Origin of the sequence: Martinezella paranaensis (assembly GCF_014200235.1) — a bacterium.
Classification (GTDB): Bacteria; Pseudomonadota; Alphaproteobacteria; order Rhizobiales; family Rhizobiaceae; genus Rhizobium; species Rhizobium paranaense.
Map to the genome: position 1 here is coordinate 1 of NZ_JACHBI010000028.1, position 20,038 is coordinate 20,038.

A 20,038-nucleotide genomic window follows, 5' to 3' on the forward strand; every position below is an offset into this window, starting at 1 on the left:
ATAAAATCGTGCTCGTCATCCATCACTCCTCGTTTTGACACGAGGGGTCAGTTCTTCGGTTCGTTAGGGGGTCAGTTTTTCATTTCGCCCGACAATTTCTGGGGGCGACGACCCCACAGTGAATCAAATATGGCTCTGTTGCAAAAATTTTTTGGGGCGTAAAATTGGAGAAAAATAATCCTTCTATTGATATTAAATCGCCTTGAACAGCCTCATAGCAGCTGCAGTTCGAGGTGGCGGAATATCAAAGAAGCTGTTTTTTGGCAGCTGTCCAAGGCTTTTTGGAATTTCATTCTATCACAAGAATTTTTTGCAACAGAGCCCTCCCTTCCCAACCGTCAAATTCAGGATTTCGAGGACAGATCGTCCTGATCACCGGCCTTATCGAGCTGCTCGCGTATATAGGCTTCGATGTAGTCGAAGACCTCGACCGCGCCGGCATCCGTCTCGATCAGATCGATCGGGCGACGCCCGCCGAGATGCGCGCTCTCCCTGCGCGCCCACTTCAGGACTTCGCCTTCGGTGCGCAACACCGGGCGGGCCATCTCCAGCATCTTCGCCAGATGATGCGGCTTCGCATACCATGAATGCGGCTTGACGCTGGCCCGCCGGCGGCCGGGGACGACATCGGGCAATTGCGACGCGCGCAATTCATCATCCGATATATGCCGCCTGACCCAATGAGCGAGCTTCGCCAGCGACACGTTTGCCTCGCGTTCAAGGTCCCCGCCCCCGCCAGCCTTGCGCGTCGGGATCACCAGGCCGCGGACGATATCCGGGCAGCGCCTTCAACATCTCCAGCGCCGGCGTCAGGTCGGTGTCATTGGTGACAAGCACCACTTGGTCGACCTCGCTGCTCAAGGCATCGTCGTAGAGATGAAGCGCCAGGTTCACATCCGACTGCTTTTCCTCGAGCTTCCAGACCTGGATCTTGTCGCAATCGCGCGGCCAGCGCTTCGGATCGTCGGCCGGAACGATGTGCTGATTGGCCTTATAAAGGGAATAATGGCCCATTACGAAGGAGAGCCTGCCACCGCAGTGCGTCGTCAAGGCATTGTGATATTGGGCCTGTGAAGACACCGAATCCTCGCCCTTGGCGGCACTCTCGATGATCTTGGCTGTGAAATATTTGATCGCGCAGTCCGGATGCAGGGGCATCGTTGCCGGCTCGGCGTTCAGTGTCGGCCTGTAGAGGATTGTCGGCAAAATTTGCGTTTCGAACAGGCTCAGGACGTCGAGCCATTTGAAGGCGGTCTTGCGAAGGCAACCGTAATAAAGATTGTAGCCGTCGATATAGACGCGTGTTCGTAATGCTGGCACTCCTGCCCCCAAGACATAAAAAAACCGGCTTGCGCCGGCTTTTTACCCCAACCGCCCGGAGCCCATGTCTCTCAGGATGCTGGGTTAGTTGTTAGGTTTCAACATAGTGTCGAATAGTTCTCTCGTCAACCGACATTGACAGCCATCAACGACCTGAAACCGGCAGTTTCTCCGTGAATTGAGCCAAGATAGGCATTTCTCGGCAAGTCCGCAACGGAATCACGCATCCCACGCGACGAGTGAATCGGGAGAAGGGCCACCGCCCATACCGGCCGGCCGCGCTCTATGCCGTGGGGGCTCTGTTGCAAAAAGTTTGGATTGCAGGGAAGTTCCCACTTTCTCCATTGTCAGGCGGTTTGAGTTTCGAGATTCGGGGCGAGCAGAGCCACGGCTTCCGTTAATGCGCTCGGACCAATGCCGAAAGCCCGTTCAACGATACGAGCTTCTCCTCGAGCGTCGCCGGTCAGGTTGAAAATCGCAGCCTGCCCCTTGCGCAGCGCCCGCAGCACCTCGAAACCTTTGATGGTCGCATAGGCCGTTTTCAGTGTCTTGAACCCTCTGACCGGCCTGATCAATTGCTTGAGCTTACCGTGATCGGCCTCAACGATATTGTTCAGATATTTCACCTGCCGATGCAAAAGCTCTTCAGGGCATTTGCCTTCTGCCTTCAGCTCTGAAATCGCAATGCCGTAGGTCGGTGCCTTGTCGGTGTTGATCACAGTCGGTTTTTCCCAGTCTTTCAATCCATTCAAAGCCTTGCCGAGAAAGCGTTTGGCCCCTTTGGTATTGCGAGTTGGCGAAAGATAGAAATCGATCGTATTGCCGAATTTATCGACGGCCCGGTAAAGATACGTCCATTGGCCGCGGACTTTCACATAGGTTTCATCAACCCGCCAGCTTGTTGACTGGGGTCGGCGCCAATGCCAGCGCAGCCGCTTATCAATCTCTGGCGCGTATTTCTGGACCCACCGGTAGAGCGTGGAATGATCGACCGCGACACCTCGTTCACCCATCACTTGTTCAAGGTCGCGGTAGCTCACCCCATAGCGGCAATACCATCGAACCGCCCACAAAATCACTTCACCCTGAAAATGACGCCATTTGAAATCGCTCATCAAAAATCTCGCTGAAAATCACCGGCGCTCTTTCGGTGATCAACCGAATTTTTGCAACAGAGCCCTCGATTATCTGTGCCACTCACCTGGATACAGCTGAAGTCCGATCTCAACCCCAAGCGGTTCACGGTTCGCATCGTGCCTGCGCTTCTTGCTCGTTCTGGCAGGACTATTGTGATAGCGAGCGACCGCTCGAGCAGGCAATCAGACGTCTCGGAAAGTCAAAGCGAGCGGCGTGAGCACCCATGAGCGCGGCTCTCAGGCGATGTCAGATGAATGAAAAACTGAAGGACACATCCGACCTGCCCCCTCTCTTCAACTCGATGTCAGAGTTGAACGCGTTTGGCCGCGTTGTCATCGTGATTCGCAACTGGCTCGCGAATACAAACTCTTGGTAGCGGCGCCGAAAGCGCTTTACCAGGCGGCGTTTGCAATATGATCGGAAATTCAGCCTGCGATGGCTGGACCGAATAAAGTTAATTCTAAATTAATAGATCGGGCAAATTCTTACAGATACCCGACCCGCGCGGTCATCCTCAGGAGCTGGAGATTCGAATGAAGCGCCCGAGTGTCAAGCAGGCCCTCATTGCAGTCTTATCAGTCATCGGTATCTTCCTCGTTGTTTTGTCGTACAGTTCCCTCAGCACGATCTCGACGCTGAACGACGATACCCACCAAATCGGTGGCTTCTGGATGAAGCGCCTGGTCACCGCCCGAGATATCAAGGGCAACTTCTCTGATCTTAAGCTCGCTTACTCGCGCTATCTATTGCAGGCGTCACCAGACAATCGAGCTGCCGAAGCAGAGCTCCTCAGCGATGCGAACACTGCAGTCGAACGGGCGATTGATGAATATGTCAAAGGCGTCCGAACCGAGCGAGGCCGAGAGCTGATTAATCAAGTCAGTTCAGAACTTAAGAAATATGACGAATTCGCCGAGCAAATGATCCGCCTGCAGGATAGCGGGAAGACAGCCGAGGCGGTCAGTTTTTTCCGCGAGAGCATGGAGCCGCAATCTGATCAGGTGGGCCAAAGGATTGCGGACCTGGTGGCTTTCATCCTGGGCCAGGCCGAAACCTACGTCGCTGGAAGTAGCGCCACGGCAAGCCACGCGTTCACTGTAACAGCAATAATCGCGACTCTCGCGATCTTAGTCGCCTTTGCCGGAACGATATTCGCTGTGTTGGGTATCGCAAATCCGATCCGGCGAATTGCTGACGCCATGAAAATCTTGTCTGATGGAAATCTGCAAAGTGCTATTCCCTACGCCGGCCGCGCGGATGAGATTGGCGCGATGGCTGCGGCAGTGGAGGTTTTCCGACAAGATGCGATAAATGTTCTTCGATTGGAGCAGGAAGCATCCACATCGCGGAGCCAGGCAGAGGCAGCGCGTGCCACAGAACAGGACCGTGCCGAAAAAGAAGCGCGACAACTGCGGTTTGCCACGACAACGTTGGGAAATGGATTAAGGCGTCTGGCTGGCGGGGATGTCTCCGTCCAGCTAACGGAGCCGTTCGCCGCAGAGTACGAGCAATTGCGAGAGGATTTCAACGCGTCACTCAAACAGCTCGGTTCCACCATCGGCGCTGTACTAAAGACGGTGCACAGCATCGAGAGCGGAACGCGCGAAATCGCATTGGGGGCGCAAGACCTTTCCAAGCGTACGGAACAGCAGGCCGCCTCATTGGAAGAGACGGCGGCGGCCCTTGATGAAATTACCGCCAATGTTACCACAGCCTCCAAGCGAACCGACGAGGCTCGCGACGTCGCACAGAAGGCTAATGTCAGTGCCGAACGTTCTGCGTCGGTGGTATCTGAAGCCGAACACGCGATGAGGCGAATCGAGGACAGCTCGGAGCGGATTTCCAATATTATTGCTGTCATCGACGAGATCGCTTTCCAGACAAACTTACTGGCGCTTAACGCAGGCGTTGAAGCTGCTCGAGCCGGGGAAGCTGGTAAAGGCTTTGCCGTTGTCGCTCAAGAGGTCCGCGAACTCGCGCAGCGTGCGGCAACCGCGGCCAAGGAGATCAAGGGCCTCATTGAGAAATCTTCAGCTGAAGTCGACAATGGCGTGAAACTGGTCCTTGAGACTGGCCAGTCGCTAAAATCGATCAGTGACCATGTATCTCAGATCAATCAGCTAATGGCGGCGATCGCGACTTCGGCGCGAGAGCAGTCCACGGGACTTGCCGAAATCAACACTGCGGTCAATCAAATGGATCAATCCACTCAGCAGAACGCGGCGATGGTCGAGCAATCGACGGCAGCGGCCGCATCTTTGTCGAGCGAGGCGAGCAGGTTGCGCGATCTTGTCAACCAGTTTCATATTGCCGGCGACGCAGAGCAGATCTTCGCGATGAGAAATACTGTGCGGATCATGGCGGCTTAATCGCGGCATCGGAGCTGCGTCGCTAACTTGAACAAGGCCAATAAGCAGTGGCCCCAACGAACTCCGTGGCGAGGTCAACTCTTCGGCCTGCTTTGGCGCCGGCGCATTTCCGTTTGGCGTCAACTTGTCGAACGCCTTCGGAAGGTCGACCTAGAATTTCCTCCCTCGAGAGACCAGTTTAGCGGCGAGTTCATTGAGAGTGTCGTCGCCGAGAGCCTGGCTCAGCTCCTGATCGTTTATGTCGGCGCGATCCGTATTCGACATTGCGCAGATCGTGTCCGTCCAGATGGATGAGATCGAATGCGTATGGGATTGCGTCGGAGGCACGGTTACCCTCATTTTTGCCGGATGCGGCAAGTATATAGTTGTGCCGCGATGATTGGGCGAGCGTTTCGATGAACGAAAGCCGCGTCATTTCTGACATGGGGGGAAATGATTTGAACGAGACTCAACAACTGTGGGAATGGCGCGAGAAGATCGCAAATCTCTACTACGAGGTGCGTTCTAGTCCGGACGCGGTTGCCGCCTGGCGGCTTTGGTGCGACACCCGTTCGACCCTGTTTCGCGACCATCCTCAGTCGCCAATTGAATTGGCGGACCGCGAGAAGTTCGAAGGGCCAACGACATTTTCTTATGATCCCTCGTTGCGCCTGACGGTACAGCTTGTCCCGGTAACGCCGGAACGGACAACCGTCGCAACGGGGGTGGATGGCGACCTGTCGATGCATGCATTCTCCCGTACAGCGGGGCTGGAGACTAGATTGGGTGGCGAGTTGACCCTTTACTGGATTGAGGGGTACGGCGGTGGCGTGTTCCTGCCTTTTGTCGACGCGACCTCAGGGACCGAAACTTATGGCGGTGGCCGATATCTCCTCGACACCATCAAGGGAGCGGATCTCGGAGTTGTCCGTCCAGACGGCACACTAGTGCTCGATTTCAACTTCTCCTATTTTCCGTCGTGTGCCTATTCTTCCCGCTATGTCTGTCCATTAGCGCCATCGGGTAATCGACTGAAAGGCGGGGTAAGAGCCGGAGAACGGCTACTTATCTCGAAATGAGCCGCGGTGAAGCGGAGATGCAGTGATTGTGATGAAAGCACATCACTTGCAAATTGGGTTCTACTTGCTGCCATTCACTGTCGGTGCGATTGACCTTCACTGCATCCAGTCGCCTGATAGCTATTTTGATTGGGCTCGAGGCTGGTAGTTGAGTTGACATCAGAATTGCATTGTCAAGAAAGAACGACAGGTCATGGCTTGTCGCCCAGCCGCGCTTCAGCCGCCTCAATTCTTGCGCCCAAAGGTTATTTGTCAGAGCTGAGGCCAGTTTTCAGCCGAGTTAAATTTCGATCTAAAAGACCTTTTTAAATAGATCAAAAGCTGTGGTTCCATAACAGAACCTTATGCCAGCCAATCGAAATGGTTGGTCGAGGGTTCGAGTTGGTTCAAGAGCGTGTATAAGGAATGTCAGCATCATCGCGGCTGGGATCCTAGTTGCTAGGAACGTAGAAGGATCACGGCTCCAGTCTCATGTATGGGTTAGCTAGCAGCGCTCCTGCCTCATTTCTTCAGCGCCCGTCTTACTAGCAAGCGACATTACCTCAGAGAAAATTCTTCCGATAAGACGCCGTTAACGACAGCATTCAATCCGCTTTGCTTCGAAGATTAGAACATCTTCTCCTATCTAAAAGCTACTAAAACTATAGGGTAAATTATCTAATCGAAACCGGATTTATCGCCATCATGAACGTCCTCGCACTCAGCGGCAATGTCAAAAGACCGTCTAGGACGGCGTCCTTGGTCAACCTCATCGTCGATCGCTTGCGGCAGCGTGTCGGTGGCCATGTGCAGTCCATCGAGCTTGTCGATGCGGCACCCGTGCTCTTTCGCGCGCTCAGAGCAGATCAGCTCGATGCCGAGGGCAAGGCGATCATTGCCGCGGTGGAAGGCTCTGATATCATCATCGTCGGATCGCCCGTCTACCGCGCGTCTTATAGTGGTGCGCTGAAGCATCTGTTTGACCTTGTCGATTATCGGGCATTGGCGGGCAAACGTATCGTTTTAGTTGCCACAGGCGGCACGCCGTTGCACGGCCTGATGCTTGAGCACCAATTGCGGCCGCTCTTTGGCTTCTTCAATGCGCTGACCGTCCCGACCGCAATCTATGCGCTTGAGGCCGACTTTACCGATTACGAACTCACAAATCCTGCCGTCTTCGAGCGTGTAGATCGAGCCGTCGAGGAGGTCGCGGCTATCACGCAGGCGATCGACATCGGAGTGGTCGCCGCGTCGGGGAAACACAGCGGACTGGCAGCTTAGTCCATAGAACGAAATTCAAGAGGGAGCCTTACATGACTTTTTCCAATGCCTCGAACGATCCGGTCAAATTTGCCTATTGGGTGCCGAATGTTTCGGGCGGGCTGGTGATTTCGAATATCGAACAGCGCACAAGCTGGACGATCGAATACAACAGAAAGCTTGCGCAGATCGCCGAAGCGAGCGGTTTCGACTATGCCCTGAGCCAGATCCGTTTCACGGCAGGTTATGGGGCGGAATTTCAGCATGAGTCCGTCTCATTCAGCCACGCCCTGCTTGAATCGACGACGACGTTGAAGGTGATCGCCGCGATCCTGCCTGGTCCTTGGAATCCGGCCCTTGCCGCCAAGCAGATTGCCACTATCAATCACCTGACCAACGGGCGCGTCGCGGTCAATATCGTCAGCGGCTGGTTCCGCGGCGAATTCGCCGCCATTGGCGAGCATTGGCTCGATCATGACGAACGCTATCGCCGGTCGGAGGAGTTCATCCGTGCGCTTCGCGGTATCTGGACAGAGGATAATTTCACCTTCCGGGGCGATTTCTATCGCTTCAACAATTATTCGCTGAAGCCGAAGCCGATCGATCCGCAGCCGGAAATCTTCCAGGGCGGCTCCTCCCGTGCGGCTCGCGACATGGCGGCACGCGTCTCCGACTGGTACTTTACCAACGGCAATACGCCGGCCGAGATTCGCAAGCAGGTTGACGATATTCAGTCGAAGGCCAAGGAGAACGGCCACTCCGTGCGGATCGGGGTCAACGCCTTTGCAATCGTGCGCGAGACGGAGGAAGAAGCCAAGGCGGTGCTTGCTGAGATCATCGAGAAAGCCAATCCGGAGGCGGTCAATGCCTTCGGGCATGAAGTAAAGAACGCCGGCAAAGCGTCGCCGGAAGGTGAAGGAAATTGGGCGAAATCCTCTTTCGAAGACCTTGTTCAATATAATGATGGCTTCCGCTCGAACCTTATCGGCACGCCACGGCAGGTTGCCGAGCGGGTTGTGGCGCTGAAGCAGGCGGGTGCGGATCTGATCCTGCTTGGCTTCCTGCACTTCCAGGAGGAGGTCGAGTATTTCGGCAAGCATGTGATCCCGCTGGTTCGTGAGCTCGAAGAGGCCGCCAGCACGCAGCCGGTGGCAGCCGAATAGGCTCGCTGCAGCAAAATACCTCGCAAGTGAAACATGATCGGCGCGTGGGCCGATTGGTCCACGCCGACGGGATCGGCGTGGCATGTTCAAGCCGCGCCCGAGCCGAATGGAGGACACTGAATGCCTGCCGCGACCTATTCCCTTGACGTGCTGGATCCCGGTACGCTGCGGGGCTCCGGCGACCAGATTGCCCGCGCGTTGCCACCGGGCAATACCGGCGGCATCCCGCAGCATGACGAAGAGACCCATGCTCTCTCTTTGCATGGCATCAGCCTGTCATTCGGTGGCGTCGCTGCCTTGGTCGATGTAGACCTTTCTGTCGAGCCGGGGGAGATCCGGGCGATCATTGGTCCAAATGGCGCCGGCAAGAGTTCGCTGATCAACGTTATCAGCGGTGTCTATCGCTCGAACCATGGCCATGTTCGAATCGGTTCCAACTCCTATCGCCATGTGCCGACGGAACGGCTGGCATCGCTCGGCGTTGCCCGTACGTTCCAGAACCTCGCCTTGTTCAAGGGCTTGAGCGTCATCGATAATGTCGTCGCCGGCCGAGCGTATAAGGTGCGCTCGACCTTTGCCGGGCAGATCCTTGGCCTTGGCCGCGCACGCCGCGAAGAGGCGGATGCGCGCGAGCGGGCGGCCCGTATCCTCGAGTTCCTGCATCTGGATCAGGTTAGCGATCGTCTCGTAGGCACGCTTCCCTACGGGCTGCAAAAACGCGTCGAACTGGCCCGCGCCTTGGTGGCCGAACCGAAGATCCTGCTTCTGGACGAGCCCATGGCTGGGATGACGGCGAGCGAAAAGAACGACATGGCGGACTTCATCCGGTCTGCCCGAGATCAGTATGACACGACGGTGATCCTCATCGAACACGATATCGGCGTGGTCATGCAGCTTTCCGACCGGATCGCAGTCCTCGATTACGGGCGCAAGATCGCCGATGGCAGCCCAGCCGAAATTCGTGCCGACGAGCGCGTCATTGACGCCTATCTCGGCGTTGTCGCAGAAAACGAGGATGGGGAGGGCATCTGATGGCAGATTTCGACTGGCTGTTTCTGATCGAAGTGCTGGTTGGCGGCTTGCTGTCGGGCATCATGTATTCGCTCGTCGCCATCGGTTTCGTGCTGATCTACAAGACGTCGGGCGTCCTCAATTTCGCGCAAGGGGCGATGTTGCTGTTTGCCGCGCTGACCTTCGTCAGCCTGCTTGAGCGCGGCCTTCCCTTCGCGCTCGCGCTTGTCCTTACCTTCATCGTCATGGTGCTGATCGGTCTCGCCGTCGAGCGTACGGTGCTGCGGCCATTGACCAACAAGCCGCCGATCACGCTTTTCATGGCGACACTTGGGCTCTCCTATATCATCGAGGGGGCAGCTCAGCTCATTTGGGGCACGCAGGTCCACCGTTTGGAGCTGGGGATCGAGGATGTTCCCTTTGATGTCGGCGGTGTGTTCATCAGCCAGTTCGATCTATTTGCGGCGGCAGTTGCTGCCGCGATGGTGGCGGTGTTGTCTGCCTTCTTCCGCTACACCCGAATTGGGCTGGCATTCCGGGCCGTCGCGGACGATCAGTTCGCTGCACTTGCGGTCGGGCTTAAACTCCCCTGGATTTGGGCAACGGTCTGGGCGGCTGCCGGTGTCGTGGCGCTGGTTGCCGGCCTGTTGTGGGGCGCGCGGCTCGGCGTGCAGTTCTCTCTGTCATTGGTGGTGCTGAAAGCGCTGCCCGTCCTCGTCCTCGGCGGCTTCGATTCCGTTCTGGGCGCGATCGTCGGCGGTCTGTTAATCGGCGCGACCGAGAAGCTCGCGGAAGTCTATATCGGCGAATATTTCGGCGGCGGCATCGAAGGCTGGATCGCCTATGTCGCAGCACTCGCCTTCCTCCTCATCCGCCCCTCCGGCCTGTTTGGGCAAAAGCTCGTGGAAAGGGTCTGATATGGCTGTCGTTACCGCCGATCTTCATCCCACACGGCTCTTCAGCCGCTGGCTGACGCCGATTGCCATCCTTGCGGGCGCCTATCTCCTCGTCCCCTTTATCGGTTCGACCTATTTGTTCGAGGCGATCCTTTTGCCGTTCCTGGCGCTCAGCCTTGCCGGTGTCGGACTGAATCTGCTTACCGGCTATGCAGGTCAGGTCTCGCTCGGAAGCGCGGCCTTCATGGCCGTCGGTGCCTTTGCCGCGTATAATTTCAACCTGCGTATCGATGGCCTGCCTTTGATCGTCAGTATCCTGCTGGCCGGCCTTGTGGCGGCGGCGATCGGCATCATCTTCGGCTTGCCAAGCCTTAGATTGAAGGGCTTTTATCTGGCGGTGTCGACGCTTGCCGCGCAGTTCTTCGTGCAATGGGCCCTTACCAAATTTAGCTGGTTTTCCAACGACTCTGCCTCCGGGGTCATCGATGCGCCGCCTTTGACGCTTGCCGGCGTGGAATTTACAGGCCCGGCAGGCCGCTATCTCTTTTCGCTTACGATCGTCGTGGTGCTGACCTTCCTGGCGCATCGGCTGACGACCTCTCAAACCGGCCGCAACTTCATCGCCGTTCGGGACAATGAGATAGCGGCCCGTATCATCGGTGTGCCCGTGCTGAAAACCAAGCTGCTGGCCTTCGCGATCTCCTCTTTCATCATCGCGGTCGCGGGAGCGCTTTGGGCCTTTTCCTATCTGAGGACCGTCGAGCCGGCCGGCTTCAATCTCGACCGATCGTTCCAGATCCTTTTCATCATCATCATCGGCGGGGTTGCGTCGACGCGGGGCGCCTTTCTCGGCGCCGCTCTCATCGTCGTCTTCCCGCTCGTGCTGTCCCGGCTGGGCTCGCTCCTGCTTGGTGATGTCTTCGATTCCGGCGTGCTCGATATGAGCCAGCGCATCGTGCTCGGCGCCTTGATCATTCTGTTTCTGATCCTCGAACCGGACGGGCTTTCCTCCCTCTGGAGCAAGATCCGAATGCGGTTGGGCTCTCCCATCGGCAGGCTGGCCTGACCACGCCGGGGCAGAAGCTCCGAAAACACCAAACCCATCGCTCGTTCAACCCAGTTCCGGCCATCACACCGGACAATACCCGGAGTGTATCCAAATATGACCATGCTTGCGAAATTGAAGGCCGCTGTCATTGCGGCTGGACTGGCCGTCTCGGTTGCGATACCGGCCGTCCATGCAGACGAACAATATTTCCCGCTGCAGAGCTATCGCGTCGGGCCCTATGCGGCCGGCGGCACGGGCTTCTTCGGCGGTTTCATCGATTACCTGAACCTCATCAACACGCGCGACGGCGGCGTTAACGGCGTCAAGCTCACCTGGTCGGAAGCGGAAACGCAGTACGAGGTGGAGCGTGGCGTCGAGGCCTATGAGCGCCTCAAGAGCAATCCGAATATTGCTGCCTGGAATCCCCTTTCCGTCGGCATCGCCTACGCCATGATCGACCGCATCACGCAGGACAAGGTGCCGTTGATCACCATCAACCACGGTCGCACGGATTCCACCGACGGCCGCGTTTTCCCCTATGTCTTTCCGTTGCTGCTCAATCCCTACAGCGAGACCTCGGGCATCGTGAACTACATCGGCTCCAAGCTCGGCGGTCTCGACAAGCTGAAGGGCAAGAAGATCGTCGTGCTCTATCACGGCTCGCCTTACGGCAAGGAAACGATCCCGATCTATGAACTCCTGTCGCAGAAATATGGCTTCGAACTGCAGCAGATCGAAGTACCGCATCCGGGCAATGAACAACAGGCGCAATGGCTGACGATACGCCGCGCCAAGCCGGATTATGTCGTGCTGCGCGGCTGGGGCGTCATGAACCCGGTCGCCCTGAAAACCGCGGCCAAGACCGGCTTTCCTGCCGACCACATCATCGGCAATGTCTGGTCCAACTCGGAAGAGGACGTGATCCCGGCCGGCGACGCCGCGAAGGGATATACCGCCATCACCACCCAAGCCTCCGGCACGGAATATCCAATCGTCCAGGAGATTGTGAAAACGCTCTATGACAACGGCAAGGGCAATCTCGAAGACAAGAAGCGTATCGGCTCCGTCTACCACAATCTCGGCATCGTCAACGGTATCCTGAATGTCGAGGCGATCCGTATCGCCCAGGAAAAGTTCGGACACCGCACCCTGACCGGCGACGAGGTTCGCTGGGGCTTCGAGCATCTCCAGCTTGATCCGGCTCGCGTCGAGGCGCTTGGCGCCAAAGGCCTGTTCCATTCCATCAACGTCACCTGGGACAATCACGAGGGCAACGGCTACGTGACCTTCCAGCAGTGGGACGGCAAGAAGTGGAACGTCGTCTCCGATTGGATTGCGCCGGACTGGGCACTGCTCCGGCCGATCATCGAGAAATCTTCGGAAGCCTACGCCAAGGAAAAGGGCATCAAGTTGCGCACGTCTGAAGACGCACAGGCCGTGACGAACTGAGCCCCGTGGCTGGGCATCGGCAGCGCGGCCCTGCTGCTTTCTGCCGATGCCCGGCTCGCACACGAAACCACACCGAGATTGGGTGGACCATGGCTGGAAAAGACGTTCTGCTGAGCGTGGACGGGATCAAAGCGACCTACAATGGAGCAATCACGGCGCTCCACGGTGTCAGCTTTACATTGCGCCGCGGCGAGATTCTGGCCCTTCTAGGTGCTAACGGCGCCGGCAAGACGACGACGCTCAAGGCGATTTCGAATCTGCTTCCGGCCGAGCGCGGCGAGATTACCGCCGGCGGCGTCCTGTACGAGGGCCGCGACGTCACTACGGCAACGCCGGCCGAATTGGTGCGCGCCGGTCTCGTGCAGGTCCTTGAGGGCCGGCATTGCTTCCGTAATTTGACCATCGAAGAAAATCTCGTTTCCGGCGGTATCGGACGGAGCGGCTCGCGCTCTGAGATCGCCGCGGATCTGGAGAGAATCTACACGATTTTTCCCCGGCTGAAGGTGAAGCGCCGCGCGTCGGCCGGCCTTGCCTCGGGCGGTGAACAGCAAATGGCGGCGATCGGACGCGCGCTGATGTCACGTCCAAAGCTGCTGGTGCTCGACGAACCGTCCATGGGGCTGGCGCCAATCGTCGTGCAGGATATTTTCCGGACGCTGCGGCGGCTGAATGTTGAAAGCGGCCTTTCCATTCTCGTTGCCGAACAGAATTTGGCGATCGCCCTGCGTTACGCCGACCGCGCGACAGTCCTCGAAAACGGCGCTGCTGTGCTTTCGGGAAATGCAGCCGAGCTGCGCGGGCGCGACGACGTCAAGGCATTTTATCTCGGTCAGAAATCCATGCCGGTACTCACACCCGCAGCAACAAACCTCCCACCGGCCTGATCGGCCGTCATCGTCAACCAGGAGAAACCATCATGACGCTCTCACAGGTCAATACCGAAAATGCCGTCAAGGCTGTGCCTGCCGTTCCTCGCCCGGCCGAACCTGCCCATGTCATCAAGGACGATGCTGAGGCAATCGCCGTTGCCCGCCGGCTTGCGGCCGAATTCGTGAAGGACTCGGCCAAGCGCGACCGCGAACGCATATGGCCCGTCGCCGAACTGGATGCCTTTTCGCAAAGCGGCTTGTGGTCCATCAATGTGCCAAAAGCCTTCGGCGGGCCGGAGGTTTCGTACGCCACGCTCGCAAAGGTCATCGAGATCATATCGGCAGCCGATTCCTCGATCGGCCAGATTGCCCAAAACCATCTGGGCGTCGTCGCCGCGATCCGGACCGTATCGGATCCCGCCCAGCAGAAGCTTCTGTTCGCCGAGGTGCTGAAAGGCACCCGCTTCGGCAACGCGTTTTCGGAATTCGGTTCCAAACGGGCGGTCGATTTCGAAACGCGCTTCACCGATGCCGGCGACCACGTTGTCGTCACCGGGCGCAAGTTCTATTCCTCCGGTGCGTTGCTGGCGCATTTGGTGCCGATCGTCGCGCTCGATGACGAGGGGCGGGCCTGGTATGCGATAGCGGAGCGGGATGCGCCAGGGCTCACCGTCATCGATGACTGGTCCTCGTTTGGGCAGCGCACGACGCTGTCGGGCACCGTGCTGCTCGACAACGTCAAAGTGCCGAAGACCCATCTCGTGCCCGGATACAAGGGCTATGAAGTGCCGACCGCCGATAGTGCGATTTTCCAGATCATCCAGGTTGCCGTCGACACCGGTATCGCGCAGGCCGCCATTGACGAGACGGTTGCCTTCGTGCGCACAAAGAGCCGGGCGTGGGTGGATAGCGGCCAGGATCATGCCTGGGAGGATCCTTATACGATCCAGGCCGTCGGCGATTTGACGCTGCGCCTGCATGCCGCGCAAGCGCTTCTAGAAAAAGCCGGTTATGCAATCGACCGCGCTGTGTTGAACCCCAATGCCGACACTGTAGCTGAGGCGCAGATCGTGACGGCCGAGGCCAAGATCCTGTCGACCGAAATCGCAATTGCGGCGACCAACAAGCTGTTCGAGCTGGCCGGCACCCGCTCAACGCTCGCCGAGCACAATCTCGATCGCCATTGGCGCAATGCGCGCACCCATACGCTCCATGACCCTGTGCGCTGGAAATACGCCATTCTCGGAAGATACTTCCTGAATGGCGAAAATCCCCCGCTGCATGCGTGGAGTTGACGATCCGCAGAGGTCTCTTGCGCCGTTTCGGCGTGAGAGACCTCAAGGCTCGTGGCAAGCAAACCAAATGCGGCCTCTGCCAAATACATGATGGAGCCAAAGCGGGCCGACGGTGAGAGGAGCCACAACCGACCGTCGCGTCTAGAAGCAATAATTTTCAAGGCTTCAAGAACAGCGGAGACGTCCAAATTCGCGATTGGTCCCGCTGACGCGCCGTCAGGAACAACGGATGCTCTCGCCCCGGATCGAGCTCGAGTTTGTTGAGCGAGATCTCGCCAGCAAGATCTCGCGGCAAAGGCTGGTCTGTCACCCTTTCCACGATAAGGCGCAGCTCGACGCCCGGCAGGTCGAGGGTGACCGAGCCCTTCGCAATCAGATCTTTCCCACTAACTCCCAGCCTTGCCTCGGGGGCATGCACATGCGGCGGCGGCTGAAGCGGGTCGCCGATCTTGCTGTAGCCGTGGAGTTTGGCGTCGATGGTGATGTGAGCGTCGCGCAGATCGGAGAGCTTCAGCTCAATACCGTCGATATCGCCATGCGTTGCCGTTCTAAAGCCAAGCTTGCCAAGGCCCGTGCGCCACACGCTCTGTTCAGGATGGTCAAAGCCGACCCCATAAACATCAAGAAGCGCCGCGCCAGTCACGGCGACATCGCCGCTCCAGTAAGCCGCCCGATAGCGATCCTTGATGCGCGCACCGCCGAAACGGATGCGGACACTGCGTTCGCTGAAACCCGCCTCCGCATGCAGATCGCGGCTCCACACGAGGCGATCGCCGTCATAGAGTTGAACCTCTTCCCAGCCGGCATGGCCGAGCAGACGATAGGAGAGCGGCTTGTTAAGTTCGGCGTTGAACACTTCGCCCATCAAATGTTTTCCCTGGGACAGAACAGCAAAACTGTGTTCACCGGTCGTGGCAAAGGTACGCCGTGCTCGGAGCGCGCTGCCGACGCCGGCACGATCGAAGCGGTCGGCGATGACGCCCGTCAGTCCGCCGCGCGAACCGAACGTTCCGGTCGCCGGTACACCGCCACCGCATCGGCCTTGGTGCTCGTCGCTCGCAGCCGAAGCACCGACCCGGTATCCGCGCGCGAGTGCTTCGGTGTAGAGCCAATGGAATTGTCCCCAGGCGGAACCAATCTCGATGAGACGTTCCAGCTCCGGGTGGTTCCAATCCAGAATGCAGCGCCGGCCGCCCACATGTGGGATCAGCAAATGGCCCTCCGGATCGTCCTGATAGGCGGTATGGAGCCGATCGACCGGCCACACGCCGGGTCGGATCGTTCCGGCGGTGGTCTCATTCCATTCGAAAGAGCGAAGAGACTGCCCTTTTTCATCAAAGGGGAAGCGCGGCTTGCCGTCACGAAGGAAGACGACGTTGCGGTCGCCGCCGGCTGCGGAGTTGCCGCACCATTCGGTGCCCGGATAGCAGACGAAGCGGCCGGGCTCATTGAGGCCATGGATAATCTCCACGGCCTTGTCCCAATTCGCTTCGGTGATGTTGAAGTCGTTGACGGTATAGCCCACCACGTCAAGTCCGGCGATGTCCCGTCCATAGGTGAGATTATAGGTCGCGTCGTTGGTTCCGACGGTGTCGTCGGAGTGAACGTGCAGATCCGCGTAGAGTGGACGCGAGGCGCCTTCTTCACTCTGCACATAGGCGAGGGCTGTGGCGACAAAAGCTTCGTCCTCCAGCCGTGCTTCCAGTTTCCACTCGCCGGTTTCAGTGAAGGAAAGGCCGGAAATCCGCGCGAATGTCCAGTCCTGCGCGGCTAGCGCGATCGCCTCCGTGCGTTGCGTCGCATCGGGAGCGGTGATTACCAGCGTGCCCCGCAAATTGCGGTCACGGCAGGTGTTCCCCCATATGTCGTCGACGCGCACGATCGCATCGAAGGATTGGCCGAGGCCAACAAGGCGCGGAGCCATGACCTGAAGGGCGTGGGGCCGGCCGGCCGAGATTTCGAGCTTGCAGTCGCCCGGCACTTCGGCAAATTTCGAGCTTCCCAACGGATCGATGAACAGCCGGAAACGGAATGCCTTTTCCACGAAAGTCTGCACGCGAGTGCCGGCCCCGCCCTGCCGCCGATCGCCGAGGCGGATGACGATTCTGTCGCCGGGATTGAGGTAGCCGTCGACGACATCGATGATGACGGCCTTCTGGAAGGGACGCTCGTGCCCCTTCTGGTCGAAGCGCACTTTCAGCGCCTGCACCGTCGCCGGGCTCTGGCCAAGAACCAGCGGTCCGGCATGATACTCGGCGGAAACGTAGTTGGCGCCCGTCGGGTCCGTTGTCTGGAATAATGCCCAATCGGAATAGAATTTGAAGGCGAGCTTCAGCCATGCGCCATCGGCAAGGCCGACAGCACCGACCTCATAGACAAGTTCCAGTTCAGTCCACTCGCCGGCGGTCAGCGTCTGTCTCTGGCAGGTGAGACGGCCGAGGAAGGGAAGCGTGTCGAAATAGGCGGCAAGGCCGGCTGGTGAATGTACGGTGGTTTGGGGCGCCTTACGCGGCAAAGTCTCTGTCATGGGAGAGGTCCGTTATTGTCCGCGCCAGCCTTCGTAGCGGCGCTCTATCCGTCGAAACACGAGGCTCTCCATGAGCCACGCTGTAAGTCCAATCAGCGCGATGCCGAGAAGCACCTGCGCCGAATTGCCAACCTGCCCGCCCATGGCGACCATCCAGCCGATCCCTTGGGAGGCGCCGATCATCTCGGCGGCGACGAGCGCGCGCCATGCCTGCGCAAAGCCGATGCGTAATGCGGCGATCAGGAAGGGGAGGGAGGCAGGAAGATACACATGCGCCAACAGTTGAAATCGTTTGGCGCCCAGAATGCGGGCGGCGTGCACCTCGCCGCGGCCAATGGAGAGCACGCCTTCTTGGATCGTCACGGCCATCGGAAAGGCCGACGCGATGAATATGACCACGGCGATCGATAGATATCCGAGGCCGAAGAAGATCAGGGAAAGCGGCGCCCAGGCAATCGGAGGGATCGCCATGAACAGGCCGAGCAGAGGCTGGGCGAACTCCCGGAATGGCCGCCAAAGTCCGGCGGACACGCCAATAATGAGCGCTGCCACGATCGCCGCGCCGAAGCCGCCGAACTCCCGCAACAAGCTGGCCAGAAACTGGCGGCCGAGCTCCCCGGACTGGACCCAGCGCAGTCCCTCGGCTGCCACCTCCCAGGGCTGTGGCAGCACGTAGGACGGAACCCGGCTTGCCGCCAGGCACCACACCACAAGCAGGAACGGAAGCGCTGCCCAGCGCCAGGACGGTTGCGGAAAATGCAGCCGCGCGTTCAATTTCTTCATTGATCGGATCTCACCGCTGAGCGGCCGCCTTCGCGGCAAAACTGTCGTCAATGATGTCGTCGACATTCAGCGGTTTATTGAGAATGCCGAGATCGACGGAGTAGTTGATGAGTCGCTGGATGAAGGCGCGGTCGGATGGCTCGATTTCGGCGGACCAGCCAAGGCGTTTCCTGGCTTCCGCAACGATCACTTCCGGCGGAACGATACTTCCATCAGCGGCCTTCACGGATTCCAGCTTGAAACCCTGCGCGATGATCCGATTGGCCTCTTCAGGGTTCTTCCGGAGAAAGGCGACGGCCTTGGCATTGGCCCGCAGCAATTTGACGAGGTCGTCCGGCCGCTCCTTCAGCGTTTTTGCAGGTGCTGCCACGACATACCACGGGTAGCCAGGCAGAGCGCCGTTCACATCGAAGACGATGCGGCCTGTGCCTCGGAGCACCGACTGGCTGATGAAGGGCTCCCATGAAAAGGCGGCATCCACCACGCCGGTATCGATGGCGGCGTTCATATTGCCCACGGGCATCTGCGATAGTTGGAGGTCGGCGTCGGGATTGAGGCCGGCGGCCTCCTTCAGGACGAAGCCGCGCAGCAGCACATCCATGCCGCTTCCCCTGTTGACGCCAGCAAGTTTCTTGCCTTTGAGGTCTGAGAGCGACCGAATGGAGCCATCGGCCCTCGCGATCAAGGCCGCCTGACCATAATTCACCTTGGCGATAATTTTCGCGTCGAGGCCGCGCGCGGCCCATTGATAGACCGGCGGCGCACCGATATAGGCCACATCGATTTCGCCTCCAGCCACTGCCTGCTGGATGACCGGACCATCGCCAAAACCCTTGAGTTCAACGGTCAATCCCTCTTCCTGAAAATAGCCTTTCTCCTCGGCGATCAAGGCAGGCGCATTCGCCATCGCCTGCACCCAGCCAATGCGGAGCGGTTGCTTATCCTCAGCATGGGCGGGCAAAGCTGCCGCAAAAGCGAGAAGAACTGCAGGAAAAATGCTTTTCATCGAATAGTCCTTTTCAAATAACGCGTTGATTGCCGGCCGTGAGCTTGGCGATTTGCTCGGAGAGCCGTTCGCGCAGTTGCGCGAACAATGGATCGGCTCGCGTGCCGCGCTGGTCGCGCGGACGCGGCAAATCGATTGTCACTTCGGCCGTGATGCCGGTCGGAGGCAGGCCGAGGACCAGGACGCGGTCCGCCAGATAGATCGCTTCGTCGATGTCATGCGTGATGAACAGCACGGTCTGCCCCAAGCTCGACCAGATGCGAAGCAGTTCGTCATTGAGGGCTGAACGCGTCATGGAGTCGAGTGCCGCGAAAGGCTCATCCATGAGCAGAAGGCGCGGCTCGAGCGCCAGTGAGCGCGCAAGCGCAACGCGCTGACGCTGGCCACCCGAGAGCCGGTGAGGAGGGTCCTCCGCTTGCTCTTCCAGACCGACAAGCCGCAGAAAATTGAGCGCGATGGCCCTTTGCTCCTGCGGCGTTCCCCTTCGATTCATACGAAGGCCGAAACGGACATTTTCCAGCACGCTCAGCCAGGGGAAAAGATTGGGTGACTGGAACACATATCCGAGCGCCGGATGTTCTGGCGCAACTGGCGCCCCGTCTATGGTGACATGCCCTGATTGCGGGCGCAGGAAGCCGGATAGGAGATTCAGCAGCGTTGACTTGCCGCAACCGGACGGCCCCAGAACCGCCACGAATTCTCCCGGGCGGGCTTCCAGCGAAAACCGTTCGAATATGCTACGTCGGCTTTCGGGGTAGGCAAAACCCATGCCATTCACCGAGAAGGTGGCACCGTGTGACTGCTGCCGAGCTGGGGAAACAAATGCCATATTGCGTTCGAATGACCTAGGATTGGAATTGGCCCAAGT

The 20,038-nt window shown here is 58.5% G+C and carries 17 protein-coding genes and 1 pseudogene; 10 read left to right on the forward strand and 8 right to left on the reverse strand.

Going from position 1 to position 20,038, the window contains the following annotated elements; genetic code table 11:
- Positions 1 to 344 precede the first annotated feature (344 nt).
- The 3 genes from GGD50_RS32635 to GGD50_RS31620 form a co-directional block, all read right to left on the reverse strand.
- A complete protein-coding gene (locus tag GGD50_RS32635) occupies positions 345 to 704 on the reverse strand; it encodes an MbcA/ParS/Xre antitoxin family protein (RefSeq protein WP_210319032.1) in 360 nt (119 codons plus the stop codon).
- A gap of 13 nt (positions 705 to 717) precedes the next feature.
- Positions 718 to 1,320 carry an NYN domain-containing protein gene (locus tag GGD50_RS33130; RefSeq protein WP_331371191.1) on the reverse strand — a complete coding sequence of 201 codons (603 nt, stop codon included), beginning with the start codon at positions 1,318 to 1,320 and terminating at the stop codon, positions 718 to 720.
- Between the two features lie 347 nt (positions 1,321 to 1,667).
- The gene (locus tag GGD50_RS31620; RefSeq protein ID WP_183941127.1) at positions 1,668 to 2,435 is read right to left on the reverse strand and encodes an IS6 family transposase; all 768 of its coding nucleotides are present in this window, start codon (positions 2,433 to 2,435) and stop codon (positions 1,668 to 1,670) included.
- A 555-nt stretch (positions 2,436 to 2,990) separates the two neighbouring features.
- Here GGD50_RS31620 and GGD50_RS31625 point away from each other — a divergent pair.
- Positions 2,991 to 4,826 (forward strand): methyl-accepting chemotaxis protein, encoded by a 1,836-nt coding sequence (locus GGD50_RS31625; protein ID WP_183941129.1) that lies wholly within the window; start codon positions 2,991 to 2,993, stop codon positions 4,824 to 4,826.
- A 238-nt stretch (positions 4,827 to 5,064) separates the two neighbouring features.
- Here the strand turns inward: GGD50_RS31625 and GGD50_RS33140 are convergent.
- A pseudogene (locus GGD50_RS33140) lies at positions 5,065 to 5,184 on the reverse strand (non-homologous end-joining DNA ligase); the annotation flags it as partial.
- 37 nt (positions 5,185 to 5,221) lie between these two features.
- On the opposite strand from GGD50_RS33140, the gene GGD50_RS31630 reads away from it, so the two are divergent.
- The 9 genes from GGD50_RS31630 to GGD50_RS31670 all read left to right on the forward strand — a co-directional run bounded on the left by GGD50_RS31630 (position 5,222) and on the right by GGD50_RS31670 (position 14,854).
- A complete protein-coding gene (locus GGD50_RS31630; protein ID WP_183941131.1) occupies positions 5,222 to 5,884 on the forward strand; it encodes a DUF1684 domain-containing protein in 663 nt (220 codons plus the stop codon).
- 684 nt (positions 5,885 to 6,568) lie between these two features.
- Positions 6,569 to 7,144, forward strand: a complete 576-nt coding sequence (msuE, locus tag GGD50_RS31635) for an FMN reductase (RefSeq protein ID WP_183941133.1) — start codon at positions 6,569 to 6,571, stop codon at positions 7,142 to 7,144.
- A 32-nt stretch (positions 7,145 to 7,176) separates the two neighbouring features.
- On the forward strand, positions 7,177 to 8,286 hold the full coding sequence (sfnG, locus tag GGD50_RS31640; RefSeq protein ID WP_183941135.1) for a dimethylsulfone monooxygenase SfnG: 1,110 nt from the start codon (positions 7,177 to 7,179) through the stop codon (positions 8,284 to 8,286).
- A 120-nt stretch (positions 8,287 to 8,406) separates the two neighbouring features.
- On the forward strand, positions 8,407 to 9,318 hold the full coding sequence (locus GGD50_RS31645) for an ABC transporter ATP-binding protein (RefSeq protein WP_183941137.1): 912 nt from the start codon (positions 8,407 to 8,409) through the stop codon (positions 9,316 to 9,318).
- On the forward strand, positions 9,318 to 10,214 hold the full coding sequence (locus tag GGD50_RS31650; RefSeq protein WP_183941139.1) for a branched-chain amino acid ABC transporter permease: 897 nt from the start codon (positions 9,318 to 9,320) through the stop codon (positions 10,212 to 10,214). The genes GGD50_RS31645 and GGD50_RS31650 overlap by 1 nt, the downstream gene beginning before the upstream one ends.
- A 1-nt stretch (position 10,215) precedes the next feature.
- On the forward strand, positions 10,216 to 11,259 hold the full coding sequence (locus GGD50_RS31655) for a branched-chain amino acid ABC transporter permease (protein WP_183941141.1): 1,044 nt from the start codon (positions 10,216 to 10,218) through the stop codon (positions 11,257 to 11,259).
- A 96-nt stretch (positions 11,260 to 11,355) separates the two neighbouring features.
- Complete coding sequence (locus GGD50_RS31660) at positions 11,356 to 12,690, forward strand: ABC transporter substrate-binding protein (protein WP_183941143.1); 1,335 nt, start codon at positions 11,356 to 11,358, stop codon at positions 12,688 to 12,690.
- An 89-nt stretch (positions 12,691 to 12,779) separates the two neighbouring features.
- Entirely contained in the window at positions 12,780 to 13,574 is a 795-nt protein-coding gene (locus GGD50_RS31665; RefSeq protein WP_183941145.1) for an ABC transporter ATP-binding protein, read from the forward strand.
- Between the two features lie 32 nt (positions 13,575 to 13,606).
- Positions 13,607 to 14,854 (forward strand): SfnB family sulfur acquisition oxidoreductase, encoded by a 1,248-nt coding sequence (locus GGD50_RS31670; protein ID WP_183941147.1) that lies wholly within the window; start codon positions 13,607 to 13,609, stop codon positions 14,852 to 14,854.
- 157 nt (positions 14,855 to 15,011) lie between these two features.
- Here GGD50_RS31670 and GGD50_RS31675 read toward each other — a convergent pair whose 3' ends face one another.
- Genes GGD50_RS31675 through GGD50_RS31690 form a run of 4 tightly spaced genes read right to left on the reverse strand, consistent with a single transcriptional unit; the run spans position 15,012 to position 19,939 of the window.
- Positions 15,012 to 17,381 (reverse strand): CehA/McbA family metallohydrolase domain-containing protein, encoded by a 2,370-nt coding sequence (locus GGD50_RS31675; RefSeq protein ID WP_183941149.1) that lies wholly within the window; start codon positions 17,379 to 17,381, stop codon positions 15,012 to 15,014.
- A gap of 12 nt (positions 17,382 to 17,393) precedes the next feature.
- On the reverse strand, positions 17,394 to 18,164 hold the full coding sequence (locus GGD50_RS31680) for an ABC transporter permease (RefSeq protein ID WP_183941151.1): 771 nt from the start codon (positions 18,162 to 18,164) through the stop codon (positions 17,394 to 17,396).
- A 10-nt stretch (positions 18,165 to 18,174) separates the two neighbouring features.
- Complete coding sequence (locus GGD50_RS31685; protein WP_183941152.1) at positions 18,175 to 19,170, reverse strand: ABC transporter substrate-binding protein; 996 nt, start codon at positions 19,168 to 19,170, stop codon at positions 18,175 to 18,177.
- A gap of 13 nt (positions 19,171 to 19,183) precedes the next feature.
- Positions 19,184 to 19,939, reverse strand: coding sequence for an ABC transporter ATP-binding protein (locus GGD50_RS31690; RefSeq protein ID WP_183941154.1), 756 nt, complete (start codon positions 19,937 to 19,939; stop codon positions 19,184 to 19,186).
- Between the last annotated feature and the right edge of the window lie 99 nt (positions 19,940 to 20,038).